The sequence below is a fragment of the Martinezella rhizogenes genome (genome assembly GCF_000799715.1).
GTDB classification, from domain to species: Bacteria; Pseudomonadota; Alphaproteobacteria; order Rhizobiales; family Rhizobiaceae; genus Rhizobium; species Rhizobium rhizogenes_C.
This window is the reverse complement of record NZ_JUHG01000016.1, coordinates 1-14,199: the sequence shown is the minus strand read 5'-3', so window position 1 is coordinate 14,199 and position 14,199 is coordinate 1. Positions and strand designations below refer to the sequence as shown.

The 14,199-nt window shown below is 60.6% G+C and carries 11 protein-coding genes; 2 read left to right on the top strand and 9 right to left on the bottom strand.

Translation table 11 applies throughout. The features are described 5' to 3' along the window. Positions 1-55 precede the first annotated feature (55 nt). Together EX00_RS22305 and EX00_RS22300 are read right to left on the bottom strand one after the other, a co-directional pair. Entirely contained in the window at positions 56-1,165 is a 1,110-nt protein-coding gene (locus EX00_RS22305; protein WP_047463049.1) for a methyl-accepting chemotaxis protein, read from the bottom strand. 187 nt (positions 1,166-1,352) lie between these two features. After that, positions 1,353-2,591: an MFS transporter gene (locus EX00_RS22300; protein ID WP_047463046.1), complete on the bottom strand. Its 1,239-nt coding sequence runs from the start codon at positions 2,589-2,591 to the stop codon at positions 1,353-1,355. A 322-nt stretch (positions 2,592-2,913) separates the two neighbouring features. On the opposite strand from EX00_RS22300, the gene EX00_RS22295 reads away from it, so the two are divergent. Continuing rightward, positions 2,914-3,789 (top strand): hypothetical protein, encoded by an 876-nt coding sequence (locus EX00_RS22295; RefSeq protein WP_047463044.1) that lies wholly within the window; start codon positions 2,914-2,916, stop codon positions 3,787-3,789. Positions 3,790-3,898: 109 nt separating this feature from the next. Here EX00_RS22295 and EX00_RS31770 read toward each other — a convergent pair whose 3' ends face one another. The 7 genes from EX00_RS31770 to EX00_RS22265 all read right to left on the bottom strand — a co-directional run bounded on the left by EX00_RS31770 (position 3,899) and on the right by EX00_RS22265 (position 12,386). Next, positions 3,899-4,063, bottom strand: a complete 165-nt coding sequence (locus EX00_RS31770; protein ID WP_202903752.1) for a hypothetical protein — start codon at positions 4,061-4,063, stop codon at positions 3,899-3,901. A gap of 14 nt (positions 4,064-4,077) precedes the next feature. Then, positions 4,078-4,269, bottom strand: a complete 192-nt coding sequence (locus EX00_RS22290; protein WP_047463041.1) for a hypothetical protein — start codon at positions 4,267-4,269, stop codon at positions 4,078-4,080. A gap of 149 nt (positions 4,270-4,418) precedes the next feature. Then, complete coding sequence (locus tag EX00_RS22285; RefSeq protein ID WP_047463038.1) at positions 4,419-5,303, bottom strand: uracil-DNA glycosylase; 885 nt, start codon at positions 5,301-5,303, stop codon at positions 4,419-4,421. 55 nt (positions 5,304-5,358) lie between these two features. Continuing rightward, the gene (locus EX00_RS22280) at positions 5,359-6,648 is read right to left on the bottom strand and encodes an Hsp70 family protein (RefSeq protein WP_047463035.1); all 1,290 of its coding nucleotides are present in this window, start codon (positions 6,646-6,648) and stop codon (positions 5,359-5,361) included. 162 nt (positions 6,649-6,810) lie between these two features. Further along, positions 6,811-9,930, bottom strand: coding sequence for an efflux RND transporter permease subunit (locus EX00_RS22275; RefSeq protein ID WP_047463031.1), 3,120 nt, complete (start codon positions 9,928-9,930; stop codon positions 6,811-6,813). Beyond that, on the bottom strand, positions 9,927-11,171 hold the full coding sequence (locus tag EX00_RS22270; protein WP_047463028.1) for an efflux RND transporter periplasmic adaptor subunit: 1,245 nt from the start codon (positions 11,169-11,171) through the stop codon (positions 9,927-9,929). Before EX00_RS22270 ends, EX00_RS22275 begins: the two co-directional genes overlap by 4 nt. Before the next feature lie 426 nt (positions 11,172-11,597). Further along, positions 11,598-12,386, bottom strand: a complete 789-nt coding sequence (locus EX00_RS22265) for an SDR family oxidoreductase (protein ID WP_047463025.1) — start codon at positions 12,384-12,386, stop codon at positions 11,598-11,600. Positions 12,387-12,685: 299 nt separating this feature from the next. Between EX00_RS22265 and EX00_RS22260 the strand changes: the two genes are divergently transcribed. Further along, on the top strand, positions 12,686-14,199 hold a 1,514-nt coding region (locus EX00_RS22260), incomplete at its 3' end, for an electron transfer flavoprotein-ubiquinone oxidoreductase (RefSeq protein ID WP_047463022.1).

The following is a 14,199-nucleotide window of genomic DNA, read 5'->3' as shown; positions in this document are numbered from 1 at the left end:
CGCGTCACTGCAATTTGTGACGACGGCGAAAGTATTTGATCAACAAGGCTAGGCTTCATTTCAGGTTGAAAGCCGCCTTGATCGCATCGTCGGCTTCAGTCTGTTGCACGACGACGCCATACCAGCCGAGGCCGTCATAATCCTCATAGCCGAGCGTCTTGGCGTAGGCGATGATGGCGCCGTTGTTGTCGTAATAGCTTCCTCGCGTCGTGCTCTCGGGATTGGCAAGCGCGAAATGCGAGAACATGAGTTTCGGATCGCTGCAGGCGATCACGCGTTTCTTGCCGTCAAGCAGCATCACCACGGTCTTTTCGGCGACCTGCGGCGGCAGGTTGGCTTCCTTGTCGACAATCGCCTGTCCCTGGTTCTGCCAGTCGAAATAGACACCGAGCGTGCCGATCTGCTTGCCGTCCGACCGCCCGCTTTCGCGAATGCCTGTGGCGTAGACGAGCGCGTTTCGCCGGTCGTGACATTCGCTCGGCCGAACCTCGTCGACGATATAGTCGTCGCCCGATCGGCAGTTGGCTGCCGCCCTGAACCAGGGATCCGAGGAAAGATTGGTGCCGGCGAGCTTGCGCTGATAGGTGGGATTGGCCGAGGCGATGACCTGTCCCTTCATGTCGGTCACGACCAGATCGAGATAGACCGTATAGAAGCGGTTGATGACGCCGAGCCGTTCGGCGGCAAAGGCGATGCGTTGCGGCTGGGGGTCCTGAAGCGCTTCCCATAGCGCCGTGTCGGTCGCCCACCAGCGGACGTCGGCGGTGCGCTCGAAGAGATTGCGGACGATAAGCTGGACCAGCGTCTGGGCGAGATCGGTCAGGCGAACGCCCTCCATCTCCTCCACCAGCGCTTCAGCCATGTTGCGGCTGACGCCGATACGGCTGAGCACGTTATCCTGAAATTTGCTTGCGATATCGGTGGCGATCTGCGCCAGGCGCTGCACCTCGTTGGCGACCACGGCGAAGCCCTTGCCGGTTTCGCCGGCACGGGCAGCCTCGATCAGTGCGTTGATCGCCAGAAGCTTGATCTGCTTGACGACATGGGTGTTGTCGGTGCTGAACTGCTCGAGGTCCTTGCCGATGCCATCGGTCACGACTCGCATCGAGCGCGGTGTTACCGCATGCTGCTGGGAGCTCCGTTTCATCGATGGGGCTGCTGTCATCGGACGTAGACCTCGTAAACAGTAAAAGCTGAAGTAGTTATTAGAAATACATGTTGCGCCGCAGAAATTATTGAGTTGCGGTGAAATGAAGTTGAAATACTATGGTTTTTAAAAGGTTAATATGGCCTGCTATGAAGTAGACATATTGTTTTTACCCAAAAAAAGTCTTGGCCAAGGGCCTAGCCGGTCAATCGACTGTCGACGGCGCCGGAGGGGCGGGTGGCTCACCGCCGCGCACGGGAAGCGGAATGGATTGGAAGTCGGTCTTCTCGATACGTCCTTCGTTCGGCTTGCGCTTGGCGATGCGCCACCCGGCGTAGCCGGCATAAAGTGCGAAGGCGAGTGCCAGGAACCAGAGAAGGCCGGATGGGCCGGCGAATTCCATCATCGCGCCGCCGACCAGCGGGCCGGAGACCGTGCCGAGCCCGTAGAGCAGCATGATGCCGCTGGAAATGGTGACATATTCGTCGGGTGCCGCGCGGTCGTTGGCGTGCGCAACATTGAGCGCATAGATCGGATAGAGCACGGTGCCGATGAAGAAGCCGGCGACATAGAGCGTCATCTGCGCATGCACGTCGAACAAGGTCATGATGATGCAGGCGAGAACGCCGATGCCACCGCAGACGATCATGACGTAGCGCCGGTCTATGAGGTCGGAGATGCGGCCGATCGGCATTTGCGATACCGCGCCGCCGGCGAGTACGCAGGCAAGTAGCGTCGCGCCCTCGGCGGTATTCATGCCGACATTCTGGGTGTAGACGCCGCCAAGGCTGCTCCAGGTGCCGGAGAGGGCGCCCGATAGCAGCGAGCCGATGAAGGCGATGGGCGACAGCCGGTACAGTTTCGGCAGGTCGAACTTGGCTTCGTGGATCGGCGTCGGCGATTTGGCGGTCGAGAGTGCCGTCGGCAGCATGGCGAGCGCGAAGATGATGCCGCACAGGATGAAGAGCGACGTGTTGCTGGGGTCGCCGAGCGGCACCAGGTATTGCCCGCCGATGGAGCCGACCAGGCAGGTGATCATGTAGACCGAGAAGATGGTCGCGCGGTTTTCATTGTTGACCCGCTCGTTCAGCCAGCTCTCGATGATGAGATAGGCGCCGGCAATGCCAAAGCCGCTGATGCAGCGGAAGGCGAGCCAGGCACGCCAATCGACCATCAGGGCACAAAGCAGGATGCCGATGCTGAGCAGCGAGATCAGTGCGCCGAACACGCGCACATGCCCCACCCGCCGCACGAAGCGCGGTGTGATGATGCAGGATATGGTGAAGCCGAATGTGTAGCCGGTGGCGATCACCGAGATGGTGAAGGTCGACCATCCCTCTGCCACGGAGCGGATAGGGACGACGAAATTCATCAGGCCATAGCCGACCATCATCAACAATGTTGACAACATCAGACTGGCGATCGAGACGAGGCTGGCCAGCATTGGAGCGGGATTCCGGTGGATTGGGTTGAGGAGCGCGTCGATTGCTGCCGCGCATCTTGGTCTACCCCGGCAATAATGCGTGATCAATCGCGACGCTGTGTGACGCGGATGGTTGTTCCTGTCTTCGGTCGCCCGCTGATATGGAAGAGATAGGCGACGGAAATGTCAGAATGGTATTTTTTTTGTTTAACCTCTTGCATCAACAGCATTTATAGCATGCTATGTTGTGCCAATATGATACATGGTGACCGCAAATTCGTGTAAGAATTAGAAAATTTCCTTCCCTATTGATATTTAAGAAGGGCGCCATAAGGAGGCCCGCTTGAGTTTTCCCGCCGAGCAACTTGCTCGCCATCCCGAATTCGTATCTTCCTTGCGCTTTCTGGCGGAGGCGCTGCGGAACCGTTACGACAGCGGACCGCGGATCGCGCGGCTGTTGGCTTCCCAACAGCGCTGGCTGTTGACCCAGACGGCCTATGCGCTTCATCTGGAATACGATCCTGCCATACCCGGCTCCGGCCTGACAGCCGTCGAGCTTCGCAATCTCATCACGCAACATCGCGTGGCGAGCCGCAATACCGTGCTGACCTACATCGAGGAGTTGCTGACCTATCGCTTCCTCGTTCCCGCCGCCGGTCTCGTGCGGCGTCCGCGGCGTTACGAGCCGGCGGAGGTCAGTCACGCAGCGATGTTCAGTTGGTTTCTCGCCAATCTTGCTGCTCTCGACATGCTCGATAATGGCAGTCGCGCTGTGACGCTTGCTGCCCATCCGGGGTTGTTCGATCTGGCGCAGCCACGGATGGCGCGCCGCTGTCTGGAGGAGACGGCCTGGCGCGAGCCGCCGGAGCGCGTCGGTATGTTTCTATGGACGGAGGCTGGCGGCCTCGTGGTCGATAATCTGATGTCCCGGCTGGACCCGGGCGCGGAGGCCGACGGTCGCATTGATCTTGGCCGTATCGACACGCGTGCGATCGCTACGCAGTTCATGATGTCGCGCACCCATTTGCAGCGCCTTTTGCGCAAGGCCGCCGATCACGGCTGCCTTGGCTGGTACGACGAGCCGAAGAAGACGCGGCTGTGGATGTCGCGCGGCTTTCTCGACGAATATTGCAGCTGGCAGGCCGTGAAATTCGCGGCTGTGGACGAGGGTTTCGAATGGGCGCAAGCCGTTGTTGCGGGCACCGCGCCGAAGGAATAATCCGAAGAAAAAAAACGCCGGGCTAGGCCCGGCGTGCGCTTCATGAAAATTGATAATAAAAATCCAAAACGAAAAAGGGCGGGATCATCGATCCCGCCCTTTTTCAAACTTACAGGGGAATGCCGGCCGCCGCTGCAAATGCGGGGCTCATTTCGCGCTTCGTGACCTTATGCAGGCCGCGGGAGCGCTCGAATTCCTCCGCCGCGCGCACCGCCGAGCCAATATGCCCAACGGTATCGAGGAGGGTAAAGAGGGAACGAAATCCTGCAGACATGAGATGATCCCTCTTCAGCACTGACGAAAATCGGCGAATATGGCGGTCGGGCGGGCAATGCGCGCGGAAATCCCCGTGCCGCGAGCAGTCATCTGCTCATTAGCGGCAATGCCGACGCTGCGATGGCCGTTGGTGGCGCGCATAGGTTCAATGGCGCGGCGCAGGGTATCAAACCCGCAATGGATAGGTCGAAAACGTGCCGTCACGGCCTTGGTTCCTTTTAAAGTTCCTCCCAAGACACGCCCTATATATTGCAGTGCAACATTGATTTCGCAATGCACGCAATTGGAGTGCTGCTATGCAGTGTGTGCATGGCAGCTTTCATATTCCGTTCATCCTTGCTAAAAAATTAGCCTCAAGCTTCGCCGTCGATGCGCGTTTTAAAGGCTAACAGGTCGTTCCAGGCCAATCGCTTGTTGATTGGGGCGGTGAGCAATTCCTGGGGGTGGAGGCTGGCGATCGCCGGTATCGCTCGACCGGAGATTGTCACGTCCCGCCATTGTCCGCGCAGGCCATGGATCGTTTCGTTGCTTGCAAAGAAGTGGCGAGCCGTGAAATTACCGAGCAACAGCAGGGCCTTCGGTTCGGCGAGCGCGATCTGTCGCTCGATGAAGGGACGGCAAATCTCGATTTCCGGCGCGGACGGCGCGCGATTGCCCGGCGGCCGCCAGGGAATGACATTGGTCAGCAGGATATCGTCGCGCTTGAGGCCGATGGCGGCGAGCATCTTGTCGAGCAACTGTCCCGTCCGTCCGGCAAAGGGCGCGCCCTCGCGGTCGTCATCGGCAGTCGGCATCGGGCCGATCACCATGATCCGGCCCTCGGGGGTGCCGCTGGCGAAGATGGTCGAGCGGGCGCTGTTTTTCAGATTACAGCTGTTGAAAGCCTCAAGCGCCGTCTTGAGTTCACTGAGCGACCGCGCGCTTTCGGCCGCAAAGCGGGCCTGTTCGACGGCCTGTTCGTCGGGAATGGCGGGCGCGCTGCGGGGCGCGGCTGCAGGAGCGGTCGCTTTTGGCGCGGCCTGACGGCGCTCCGGTTGCGGTGTCGGCCGTGCTGCGGGTTGCTGTGCCTCGACACGCGGTTGGGCCGCCCGTGCGCCTTGGCGAGCGGCTTTCATCGCTTCGAACTCGGCGAAACGGTCGACGGCCTCCTCTTCCAGCAGCCACTCCACGCCGGCATCCGCATGAAAATGCAGAAGGGCGGCAAGTTCGGCTGGTGAGAGGTCGTTGGCTGAGATCATCGGCGAACTCTAGCCAAAGCCGCGACAGAACAAAAGGGCAGGGAGCTAACTACCCTCACGCCGTCCACTGGCTGATGTCGTCGCGCTCGCCAATCAGGGCGAGACCATGGGCGATCGACAGCAATTCGCCACCGGTCTCAATCCGCTCCTGGCCGAAGCGCTCGGTGAAGATGCGGCGCACGGCCGGCACGAAAGAGGTGCCGCCGGTCAGGAACACCTTGTCGATGGTATCCGGCGACGTGTTGGTCGTCGTTAGCACGTCATCCAGCGCGCCCTCGATACGGGCGAGATCGTCGGCGATCCAGCGCTCGAAATCGGCGCGGCGCACCGTCTTGCGGCCGGCCTTGCCAAGCGGCGGGAAATTGAATTCCGCCTCTTCTTCGGCCGACAGCGCCATCTTCGTCGCCGACACCGCCTGATAGAGCGGATAGCCTTCATCATGCTCGACGAGGTCGATGAAGGTCTCCAGCTTGTCCGGCTCCACGCTGCTGCGCACCAGTTTCTTCAGGTCGGCATATTCGCGCGAGGTCTTGAAGATCGAAAGCTGGTTCCAGCGGCCAAAATTGGCATAGTAGGAGGTGGGCACTTCCAGCAGCTTGTCGAAGCTCTTGAAGTAGCTGCCCTTGCCGATCTCGGGCGAGACGATGTTGTCGATCATCCGGAAGTCGAAATGGTCACCGGCGATGCCGACGCCGGAATGGCCGATCGGCGTCGCCGTCAGCCGGCCGGCATGGCTCTCGAAGCGGATCAGCGAATAGTCCGTCGTACCGCCGCCGAAGTCGGCAACCAGCACGGTCGCATCCGTCTTCAGATGCTGGGCAAAGTAAAAGGCGGCCGCCACCGGTTCGTAGACGTAGTGGATTTCCGGAAAGCCGAACCGGGACAGGGCCTCGTTGTAGCGTGCGGTGGCAAGCGACGGATCAGGATTGGCACCGGCAAAATGCACCGGCCGGCCAGCGACGATGCGGCCGACCTCCGCCGGCCAGCCATCGCCGGCATAGGCGCGCAGCCGGCGCACGAAGATCTCCATCAGATCCTCGAACGTATGGCGCTTGGCATAGATCAGCGTGCCCTGAAAGAGTGCGCTGGCCGCAAAGGTCTTGATCGATTGCAGAAAGCGACAGTCGCCCGGATTGTCGATGAACTGGCGGATGGCGGCATGTCCCGCCTCGACCTTCAGGGCGGCGGCACCCAGCCCTGGATCCTTCATGAAGGATAGTGCCGTGCGCATGCTGTCCGCCGTGCCGGCCGCACTGGTGAAGGCGACCGATTGCGTCGCCGGACCGTCGGCCAGAGCCAGAACCGTATTCGTTGTGCCGAAGTCAAGACCAAGCGCCCGAGCCATGCCCGCACTCCCTTCTGTCGAAATTTTCTGGAATGGGGCAGCGCCCCCTCATCGAACGCGAGACGCGCCCCTGTCGTAAAGAGGGCGCGTCATGGCATGACTGGATTGCGAGTGCAAGACTTGCCGAAGCAAAACGGGCGCCTTTTCGGCGCCCGTTGTCTGTCACTCCGCCGCAATGGCGGTCGGCGCTTCCTCTTCGTGCGGATGCTTGTCCTTGCGCTTGCCGAGGCGGCCGACGAAGTCGTTCAGGCGGTTCATCTCGAGGAAGATGACCGGCGTGATGAACAGCGTCAGGATCTGCGAGACGACGAGACCGCCGACGACGGCGATACCGAGCGGCTGGCGAAGCTCCGAGCTGGCGCCACCGCCGATGGCGATCGGTAGCGCGCCGAGCAGGGCGCAAAAGGTCGTCATCATGATCGGGCGGAAACGGCGCACGCAGGCTTCATGGATCGCCGCCGCCGGCGATATGCCGCTGGTCGATCGCAGCGTTTCCAACGCTACGTCGATCATCATGATCGCATTCTTCTTGACGATACCGATCAGCATCAAGAGGCCGATGAGCGCGATGATCGACAGGTCGAAGCCGAAGAGCTTCAGGGCGAGCAGCGCGCCGAGGGCGGCGGCCGGCAGACCGGACAGAATGGTCAGCGGGTGGATGAAGCTTTCATAGAGAACGCCGAGCACCACATAGATCGTCAGCACGGCGGCAAGGATCAGGTAAGGCGTGCTGCCCTGCGACTGCTGGAAGATCTGAGCGGTGCCGCCATAGGACGTGAAGACGTCCGCCGGCACATTGAGGTCCTTCTTGATCTGTTCGATCTGAGCGGTGGCATCGCCGAGCGCCTCGCCGGCCGGCAAGTTGAAGGACACCGTGGTCGAAACGAGCTGTCCGGTCTGGTTGATGGTGACCGGACCCGTCGTGCGTTCGACATGCGCGAAGTTCGACAGCGGAACGAGGGCGCCGCTTGCAGACGCGATCTGGATCTCCTGAAGCTTCTGGTCATCCCAGGGCTTGCTGGTGTCGAATTCGACGATGACGTCGTAGCTATCGCCGGTGGATTGGATCTGCGCGGCTTCGTAGCTGCTGAACGCCTCTTCCAGCGTGGTGCGCAACTGGTTGTTGTTGATGCCGTAGGCGGCCGCCTTTTCGGTGTCGACGACGATATTGGCCTGGAGCGCGTTATTCTGCTCGTCCGACGTCACATCGGTAAAGCGCGGATCGCGCCGCATGCTGTCTTCGATCTTGTTAGCCCAGAGGTTGGTCTGGTCGGCGCTGAGCGCCTGGACGACGAGCTGATACTGGCTGGCCGTTTGGCGGCCACCAAAGCGCAGGCTCTGCTGGGGCGTGATGAAGGCCTTGATACCAGCGATCTTGCCGATACTGGCGCGCAGTTCACGCAACGTCGTGTCCAGAGGCTCGCGCTGATCCTTCGGCTTCAGCTCGACAAACATCGTACCGTTGTTCAACGGCTGGCGCGCATTGCCGCCGACGATCGACATGACATGCGCGACGGCGGAATTCTGCTTGATGGCCGCCGCCGCCTGATTTTGCAGGTCGCGCATGGCCGTATAGGAAATATCCTGGCGGGCCTGGGTGGATATCTGCAAGCGGCCGATATCTTCCGTCGGGAAGAAGCTCGCCGGCAATACCATGAACAGGTACACGGAGAGACCGATCGAGCCGGCGAAGCAGAGAAGAACGATACCACGGTTGCGCAGACACCAGGCGACACCCCTGTCGTAGCCGTTCTGGACCCAGTCGAAGCCGATATTGAAGAGGCGCACCGGCAGCGGTGGCGGGCGGTGGTCGTTGGAAAGCCGGGAGCTGAGCATCGGCGTGACGGTCAGGGAGACGATCGCCGACGACACGATGGCGATGGCGACCACCATACCGAATTCGTTGAAGATACGACCGACCACGCCGCCCATCAGCAGGATCGGAATGAAGACGGCGATCAGCGAGATCGACATCGAGATGATGGTGTAGCTGACTTCCGCCGAGCCCTTGATCGCCGCCTGCAGCACCGGCATGCCGTCCTCGACATGCCGCAATATGTTTTCAAGCATGACGATGGCGTCGTCCACCACAAGGCCGACCGCGAGCGTCAATCCTAGCAGCGAGATATTGTCGACACTGTATCCGAGTACATACATCATGCCGAATGTCGCGATCAGCGACAGGGGCACGGCAAGACCCGGAATGATCGTTGCCATCAGCTTGCCGGTAAAGAGATAGATGACCAGGACGACAAGGCTGATCGTCAGCATCAGCGTGAATTTGACGTCGGAAATAGCGTCGCGGATCGGCTGAGCCGAATCGTTCATGATGCTCGTTTTGACCGAAGCCGGGATTTCCGCATGCAATTGCGGCAGCTTGGCATTGATCGCATCCACCACGTCGACGGTGTTGGCGTCCGGCTGACGCTGAACGGCGAGAATGATCGCCCGCTTGCCGTCATACCAGGAGCCCGTATTGGTATTCTCCACGCTGTCCTGGACATCGGCGACATCGCTCAGGTGGATCGGCGCCCCATTGGGATTGGCGATAACGAGGGTGCGGAACTGCTGGGCATTGAGCAGCTGCGTATTGGCATTGACCGTCATGCTCTGCGATTTGTTCTGTAGAGTGCCGATAGGAACCTGGCTGTTGGCGTTGGCGAGCGCTGTATTGACGGTATCGATACCGATGCTGCGGTCCTGCAGCTTGTTCGGATCGACCTCGACCCGCACGGCATAGGTCTGCGCGCCATAGACAGTCACCTGGGCGACGCCGGAGATGGTCGACAGCGACGGCGAGATAATGTCTTCGGCGATTTCATCGAGCTTGCTGCGCGGCATCGTATCGCTTTGTACGGCCAAGAGCAGGACCGGCGCATCGGCCGGGTTGGTCTTGCGATAGCTTGGCGGCACGGTCAGATTGTCGGGCAGCTGGCGCGTGGCATTCGAGATTGCCGCCTGGACGTCGGCGGCGGCGGCATCGATATCGCGGCTGAGGTCGAATTGCAGAACGATGCTCGTATTGCCGAGCGAGTTAGTCGACGAGATTTCGCTGATGCCGGGGATGGTTTCGAACTGCTTGATCAGCGGGGTCGAAACCGAGGTTGCCATGGTCTGCGGGGAAGCACCGGTCAGCTGTGCGGTAACGTTGACCGTCGGAAAGTCGACCTGGGGCAGGGCCGCCACAGGCACGAGCTGATAGCCGGCCAGACCGGCCATGACTACACCCAGGGCCAGAAGTGTCGTCGCAACCGGCCGTTGGATACAGAAATTGGGGATCATTGCTGCGCTCCAACCGTAATCGTTTCAGTCTTCTGACCCGATGGGTCATCAGCCGAGGCGACATTCTGAGACTTGCCGTCGTTGAACTGCTCGACAATGCTCTGGCCATCGTTGAGCTGCACCTGACCTTCGACCACGACATGGTCGCCTTCCGAAAGACCCGTGGCGACGGCGGTGAAGCCGCCATTCTGGCGAGCGACGGTGACCGGCGTCATATGAATCTTGTTGTCCTTGACGACGAAGGCGTAAAAGCCCTCGGCACCGGGGCTGATCGCCACGGTGGGCGCGACGAGCACGGGTTGGCTGTCGTTGAAATGCATGACGATATTGACCGACTGGCCGGGCCAGATGGCGCCATTGGCATTCTCGAACTTGGCCTTGGCGAGGATGGTGCCGGAGGCGGCGTCGACCTGATTGTCATAAAAGCTCATCGCGCCTTGGCGCGCCTTGCCTTGTTCCGACCGGGGCACGGTGCTGACCGGCACGGAGCCGGTTTTCATCGCTTCTTCCAGTTCGCGAAGATGGCTCTCCTGCAGATGGAATTTGACGTAGATCGGATCGTACTGCGCGATCGATACGATCGCCATGCCGGGGCTTACATAGGCGCCGACGCTGAGGGCGACGTCGCCAAGGCGGCCGTTGTAGGGCGCGCGGATCTGGGTGTTCTCCAGCAGAACCTGATCGGACGCCAGCTGCGCCTTGTCGCCGTTGACCGTCGCCGCCGCGGTATCGCGCGCCGCGACGGCCTGGTCCAATGTCTGCTGCGTGCCCGCGCCGTTCAACAGGCTTTTGGCGCGCGTGAGGGCCGATTCTGCCTGGGTCAGGGTTGCCTGGTCCTTGGCCAGTGTCGCCTGGTCCTTGTCGACCGAGGCCTGGGCCGTGCGCGGATCGAGCTTGGCGATGAGGTCGCCGGCTTTGACCATGGCACCGTCCTGAGCCTCGATCGAGACGATTATGCCGGACTCCTGCGCCGCGATCGTCGTCGTATCCTGCGCATCGGCCCAGCCGGTGGCGGTGACGTCGTTGGCCAGCGTCGTTTTCGTGACGGCCATGGTCTTGACGACCTGGGGAGCAGCCTGGCGTTTGCCATGGCTGCCTGCATCCGTCGTCTTTGTGCTATCCTCGGTCTTGGCGGACGCCTTGTCAACGAAAGCAGACATAAAGGGGATACGGTCGCGGTAGCTCCATACTGCAAAGGCGGCAATAACGAGAAGGCCGAGAGAGAGCCAGAATTTCTTCATATTTAAGAACCGGTCGAGGCGAGTTGCGGGAAATGCGATGACTTCGAAGTGGATTTATTGCGGCGCAAACAAGGACGGATTTCGCTGCAACTCCTCACATCGCCGTTACCGCTAACGTTCGGTTATTCTGTCCCTATAACGCGAATTCATGAACGCCATTCCGCCGCAATTTACCACAGTTCGGCGAGGTGAAAAATTAAAGGTTGGAAAGCTTTGCCGGTGCAGCGCTTCTCGCAGCGCAGCAAATGATCGAAATGACTATTTTTTGATTGCCGCCATGTAATAAAAGCGAGGCGAAGCCGACTTTTGCTGAGTTTATCTTGAGACGACGAGTCTGGTCGCGGTGACGAGACTCGCCGTTACTCACGCAATTGTGTTGTCTTGCCCGGTTTCAGAGCGTGTCTTCTAGCGCGTGAAAGTTGTTCTTCAGAGCGACCGCGCCGCGCCTCCGTCGCAGCGGATCATCGAGCCGGTCACATAGCTTGCGGGTTCGCTGCAGAGGAAGGCGGCCGTGGCGGCAAATTCCTCGACGCGGCCGTAGCGGCCGGCCGGAATGCGCTGCTGTCGCTCGGCGCTGATGTCCTCCAGGCTCTTGCCGCTGCGTTTGGCCGCCGCATTGTCGAGATCGGCGAGCCGATCGGTGGCGATGCTGCCCGGCAGCAGCATATTCACGGTGATGCCATGCGCCGCCACTTCTGTCGCCAATGTCTTGCTCCAGCCGGCGAGTGCTGGGCGCAGCGTGTTGGACAGCGCCAGATTGGAGAGCGGTTCGATGACGCCGGAGGAGGCAACGGTGAGGATGCGTCCCCATCCTCGCGTCTTCATGCCCGGCAACAGCGTGTTGGTCAACGTGATGATCCGCGCCACCATCGACAGGAAATAGGTCTCCAGCCGGTCGGCGGTCATATCCTCCGTCGTCCCCGGCGTCGGCCCGCCGCTATTGTTGACGAGAATGTCTTGGCCGCCGAGCTTGTCGCCAACCGCCTTGCTGACAACATCGACGAAGTTGTCATCGTTGAGATCGGCCCAGATCCAGTCGGCCCGGCCCTTGCCCTCGGCATTGATGGCCCTGCAATTGGCTTCCAGCCTCTCGCCGCTGCGGCCGCAAAGCAGGACATTCGCCCCCTCGCGCGCCAGCGCCACCGCGATGCCGTGACCCAATCCCTTGGACGAGGCGAGAACCAGCGCCCGCTTTCCCTTGATGCCGAGATCCATCCTGTTCATCCTTCATAGTGTTTGAGTCTTCCAGGCGGAATTTATAGAGCGCTGCAAACCGCTTTTGAAAGTTGAATGCCACGAAACGATCGCGAAATATGGGTTAAAATATTGACGTTAACGTAAGCGTCATTTAACTTCACTGACGCATTGGGTGAATTGGAGGATTGCCTGTCGCTTCCCGGCTCGACAATCCTCTCTCGTTTTGAGAAGAGATAATCGAAACGGGGAAGACGCCCAAAAGGGGACAAGGCCGCGCATCCGCTTCAATCGGATGTCTGGCCAATCGGAGAGAGTGAATGACTGACGCCAGCGAGCTGCCTGAACGCGAGAGCATGGAATTCGACGTTGTGATTGTCGGCGCGGGCCCTGCCGGGCTGTCGGCGGCGATCCGTTTGAAGCAGGTCAATCCGGATTTGAGCGTCGTCGTGCTTGAGAAAGGTGCCGAGGTCGGCGCGCATATTCTGTCGGGCGCCGTCGTCGATCCCATCGGCATCGACCGGTTGCTGCCCGGCTGGCGCGAGGAGGAGGGGCATCCCTTCAAGACCGAGGTGACAGCCGATCACTTCATGTTGCTCGGCCCCGCTGGTTCCATCCGTCTGCCGAACTTTGCCATGCCGCCGCTGATGAACAACCACGGCAATTATATCGTCTCGCTCGGCAACGTCTGTCGCTGGCTCGCCGAAAAGGCCGAGGCCCTTGGCGTCGATATCTATCCCGGCTTTGCCGCAACCGAAGTGCTCTATAATGACGACGGCGCCGTCATCGGTGTTGCCACCGGCGACATGGGCATCGAGAAGAATGGCGAGCCCGGCCCGAACTATACCCGCGGCATGGAGCTGCTCGGCAAATATGTCCTGATCGGCGAAGGCGTGCGCGGTTCGCTCGCCAAACAGCTCATTGCCAAGTTCGACCTGTCGAGGGATCGCGAGCCACAGAAGTTCGGCATCGGCATCAAGGAGCTCTGGCAGGTCAAGCCCGAGAACCACAAACAGGGCCTCGTGCAGCACTCCTTCGGCTGGCCGCTCGGCATGAAGACCGGCGGCGGGTCCTTCCTCTATCATCTCGAGGACAATCTGGTTGCCGTCGGCTTCGTCGTGCACCTCAACTACAAGAACCCCTATCTCTATCCCTTCGAGGAATTCCAGCGCTTCAAGACGCATCCAGCCATTCGCGGCACCTTCGAGGGTGGCAAGCGCATCTCCTACGGCGCTCGCGCCATCACCGAGGGTGGCTACCAGTCGGTGCCGAAACTCTCCTTCCCCGGCGGTGCGCTGATCGGCTGTTCGGCCGGCTTCGTCAATGTGCCGCGCATCAAGGGCAGCCACAATGCCGTGCTCTCGGGCATGCTCGCTGCCGAGAAGATCGCCGATGCGATCGCGGCCGGCCGCGCCAATGACGAAGTGATCGAGATCGAGAACGAATGGCGTTCTGGCGATATCGGCAAGGACCTGAAGCGCGTGCGCAACGTCAAGCCGCTGTGGTCGAAGTTCGGCACGGCGATCGGCGTGGCCCTTGGCGGCCTCGACATGTGGACGAACCAGCTCCTCGGTCTCTCCTTCTTCGGCACGCTGAAGCACGGCAAGACCGATGCCGAGTCGCTGGAGCCGGCGGCCAAGCATAAGCCGATCGCCTATCCGAAACCGGACGGCGTGCTCACCTTCGACCGTCTCTCTTCGGTGTTCCTGTCGAACACCAATCATGAGGAGGACCAGCCGGTTCATCTCAAGGTCAAGGACATGGCCCTGCAGAGGAATTCGGAACACGATATCTTTGCCGGTCCGTCGACCCGCTACTGTCCGGCCGGCGTCTA

Excerpts from the sequence above, each read along its gene's own strand:
- EX00_RS22300 (WP_047463046.1), bottom strand. The coding sequence starts at position 2,591 with ATGCTGGCCAGCCTCGTCTCGATCGCCAGTCTGATGTTGTCAACATTG.
- EX00_RS22280 (WP_047463035.1), bottom strand. The coding sequence starts at position 6,648 with ATGGCTCGGGCGCTTGGTCTTGACTTCGGCACAACGAATACGGTTCTG.
- EX00_RS31770 (WP_202903752.1), bottom strand. The coding sequence starts at position 4,063 with ATGTCTGCAGGATTTCGTTCCCTCTTTACCCTCCTCGATACCGTTGGG.
- EX00_RS22285 (WP_047463038.1), bottom strand. The coding sequence starts at position 5,303 with ATGATCTCAGCCAACGACCTCTCACCAGCCGAACTTGCCGCCCTTCTG.
- EX00_RS22270 (WP_047463028.1), bottom strand. The coding sequence starts at position 11,171 with ATGAAGAAATTCTGGCTCTCTCTCGGCCTTCTCGTTATTGCCGCCTTT.
- EX00_RS22265 (WP_047463025.1), bottom strand. The coding sequence starts at position 12,386 with ATGGATCTCGGCATCAAGGGAAAGCGGGCGCTGGTTCTCGCCTCGTCC.
- EX00_RS22275 (WP_047463031.1), bottom strand. The coding sequence starts at position 9,930 with ATGATCCCCAATTTCTGTATCCAACGGCCGGTTGCGACGACACTTCTG.
- EX00_RS22305 (WP_047463049.1), bottom strand. The coding sequence starts at position 1,165 with ATGACAGCAGCCCCATCGATGAAACGGAGCTCCCAGCAGCATGCGGTA.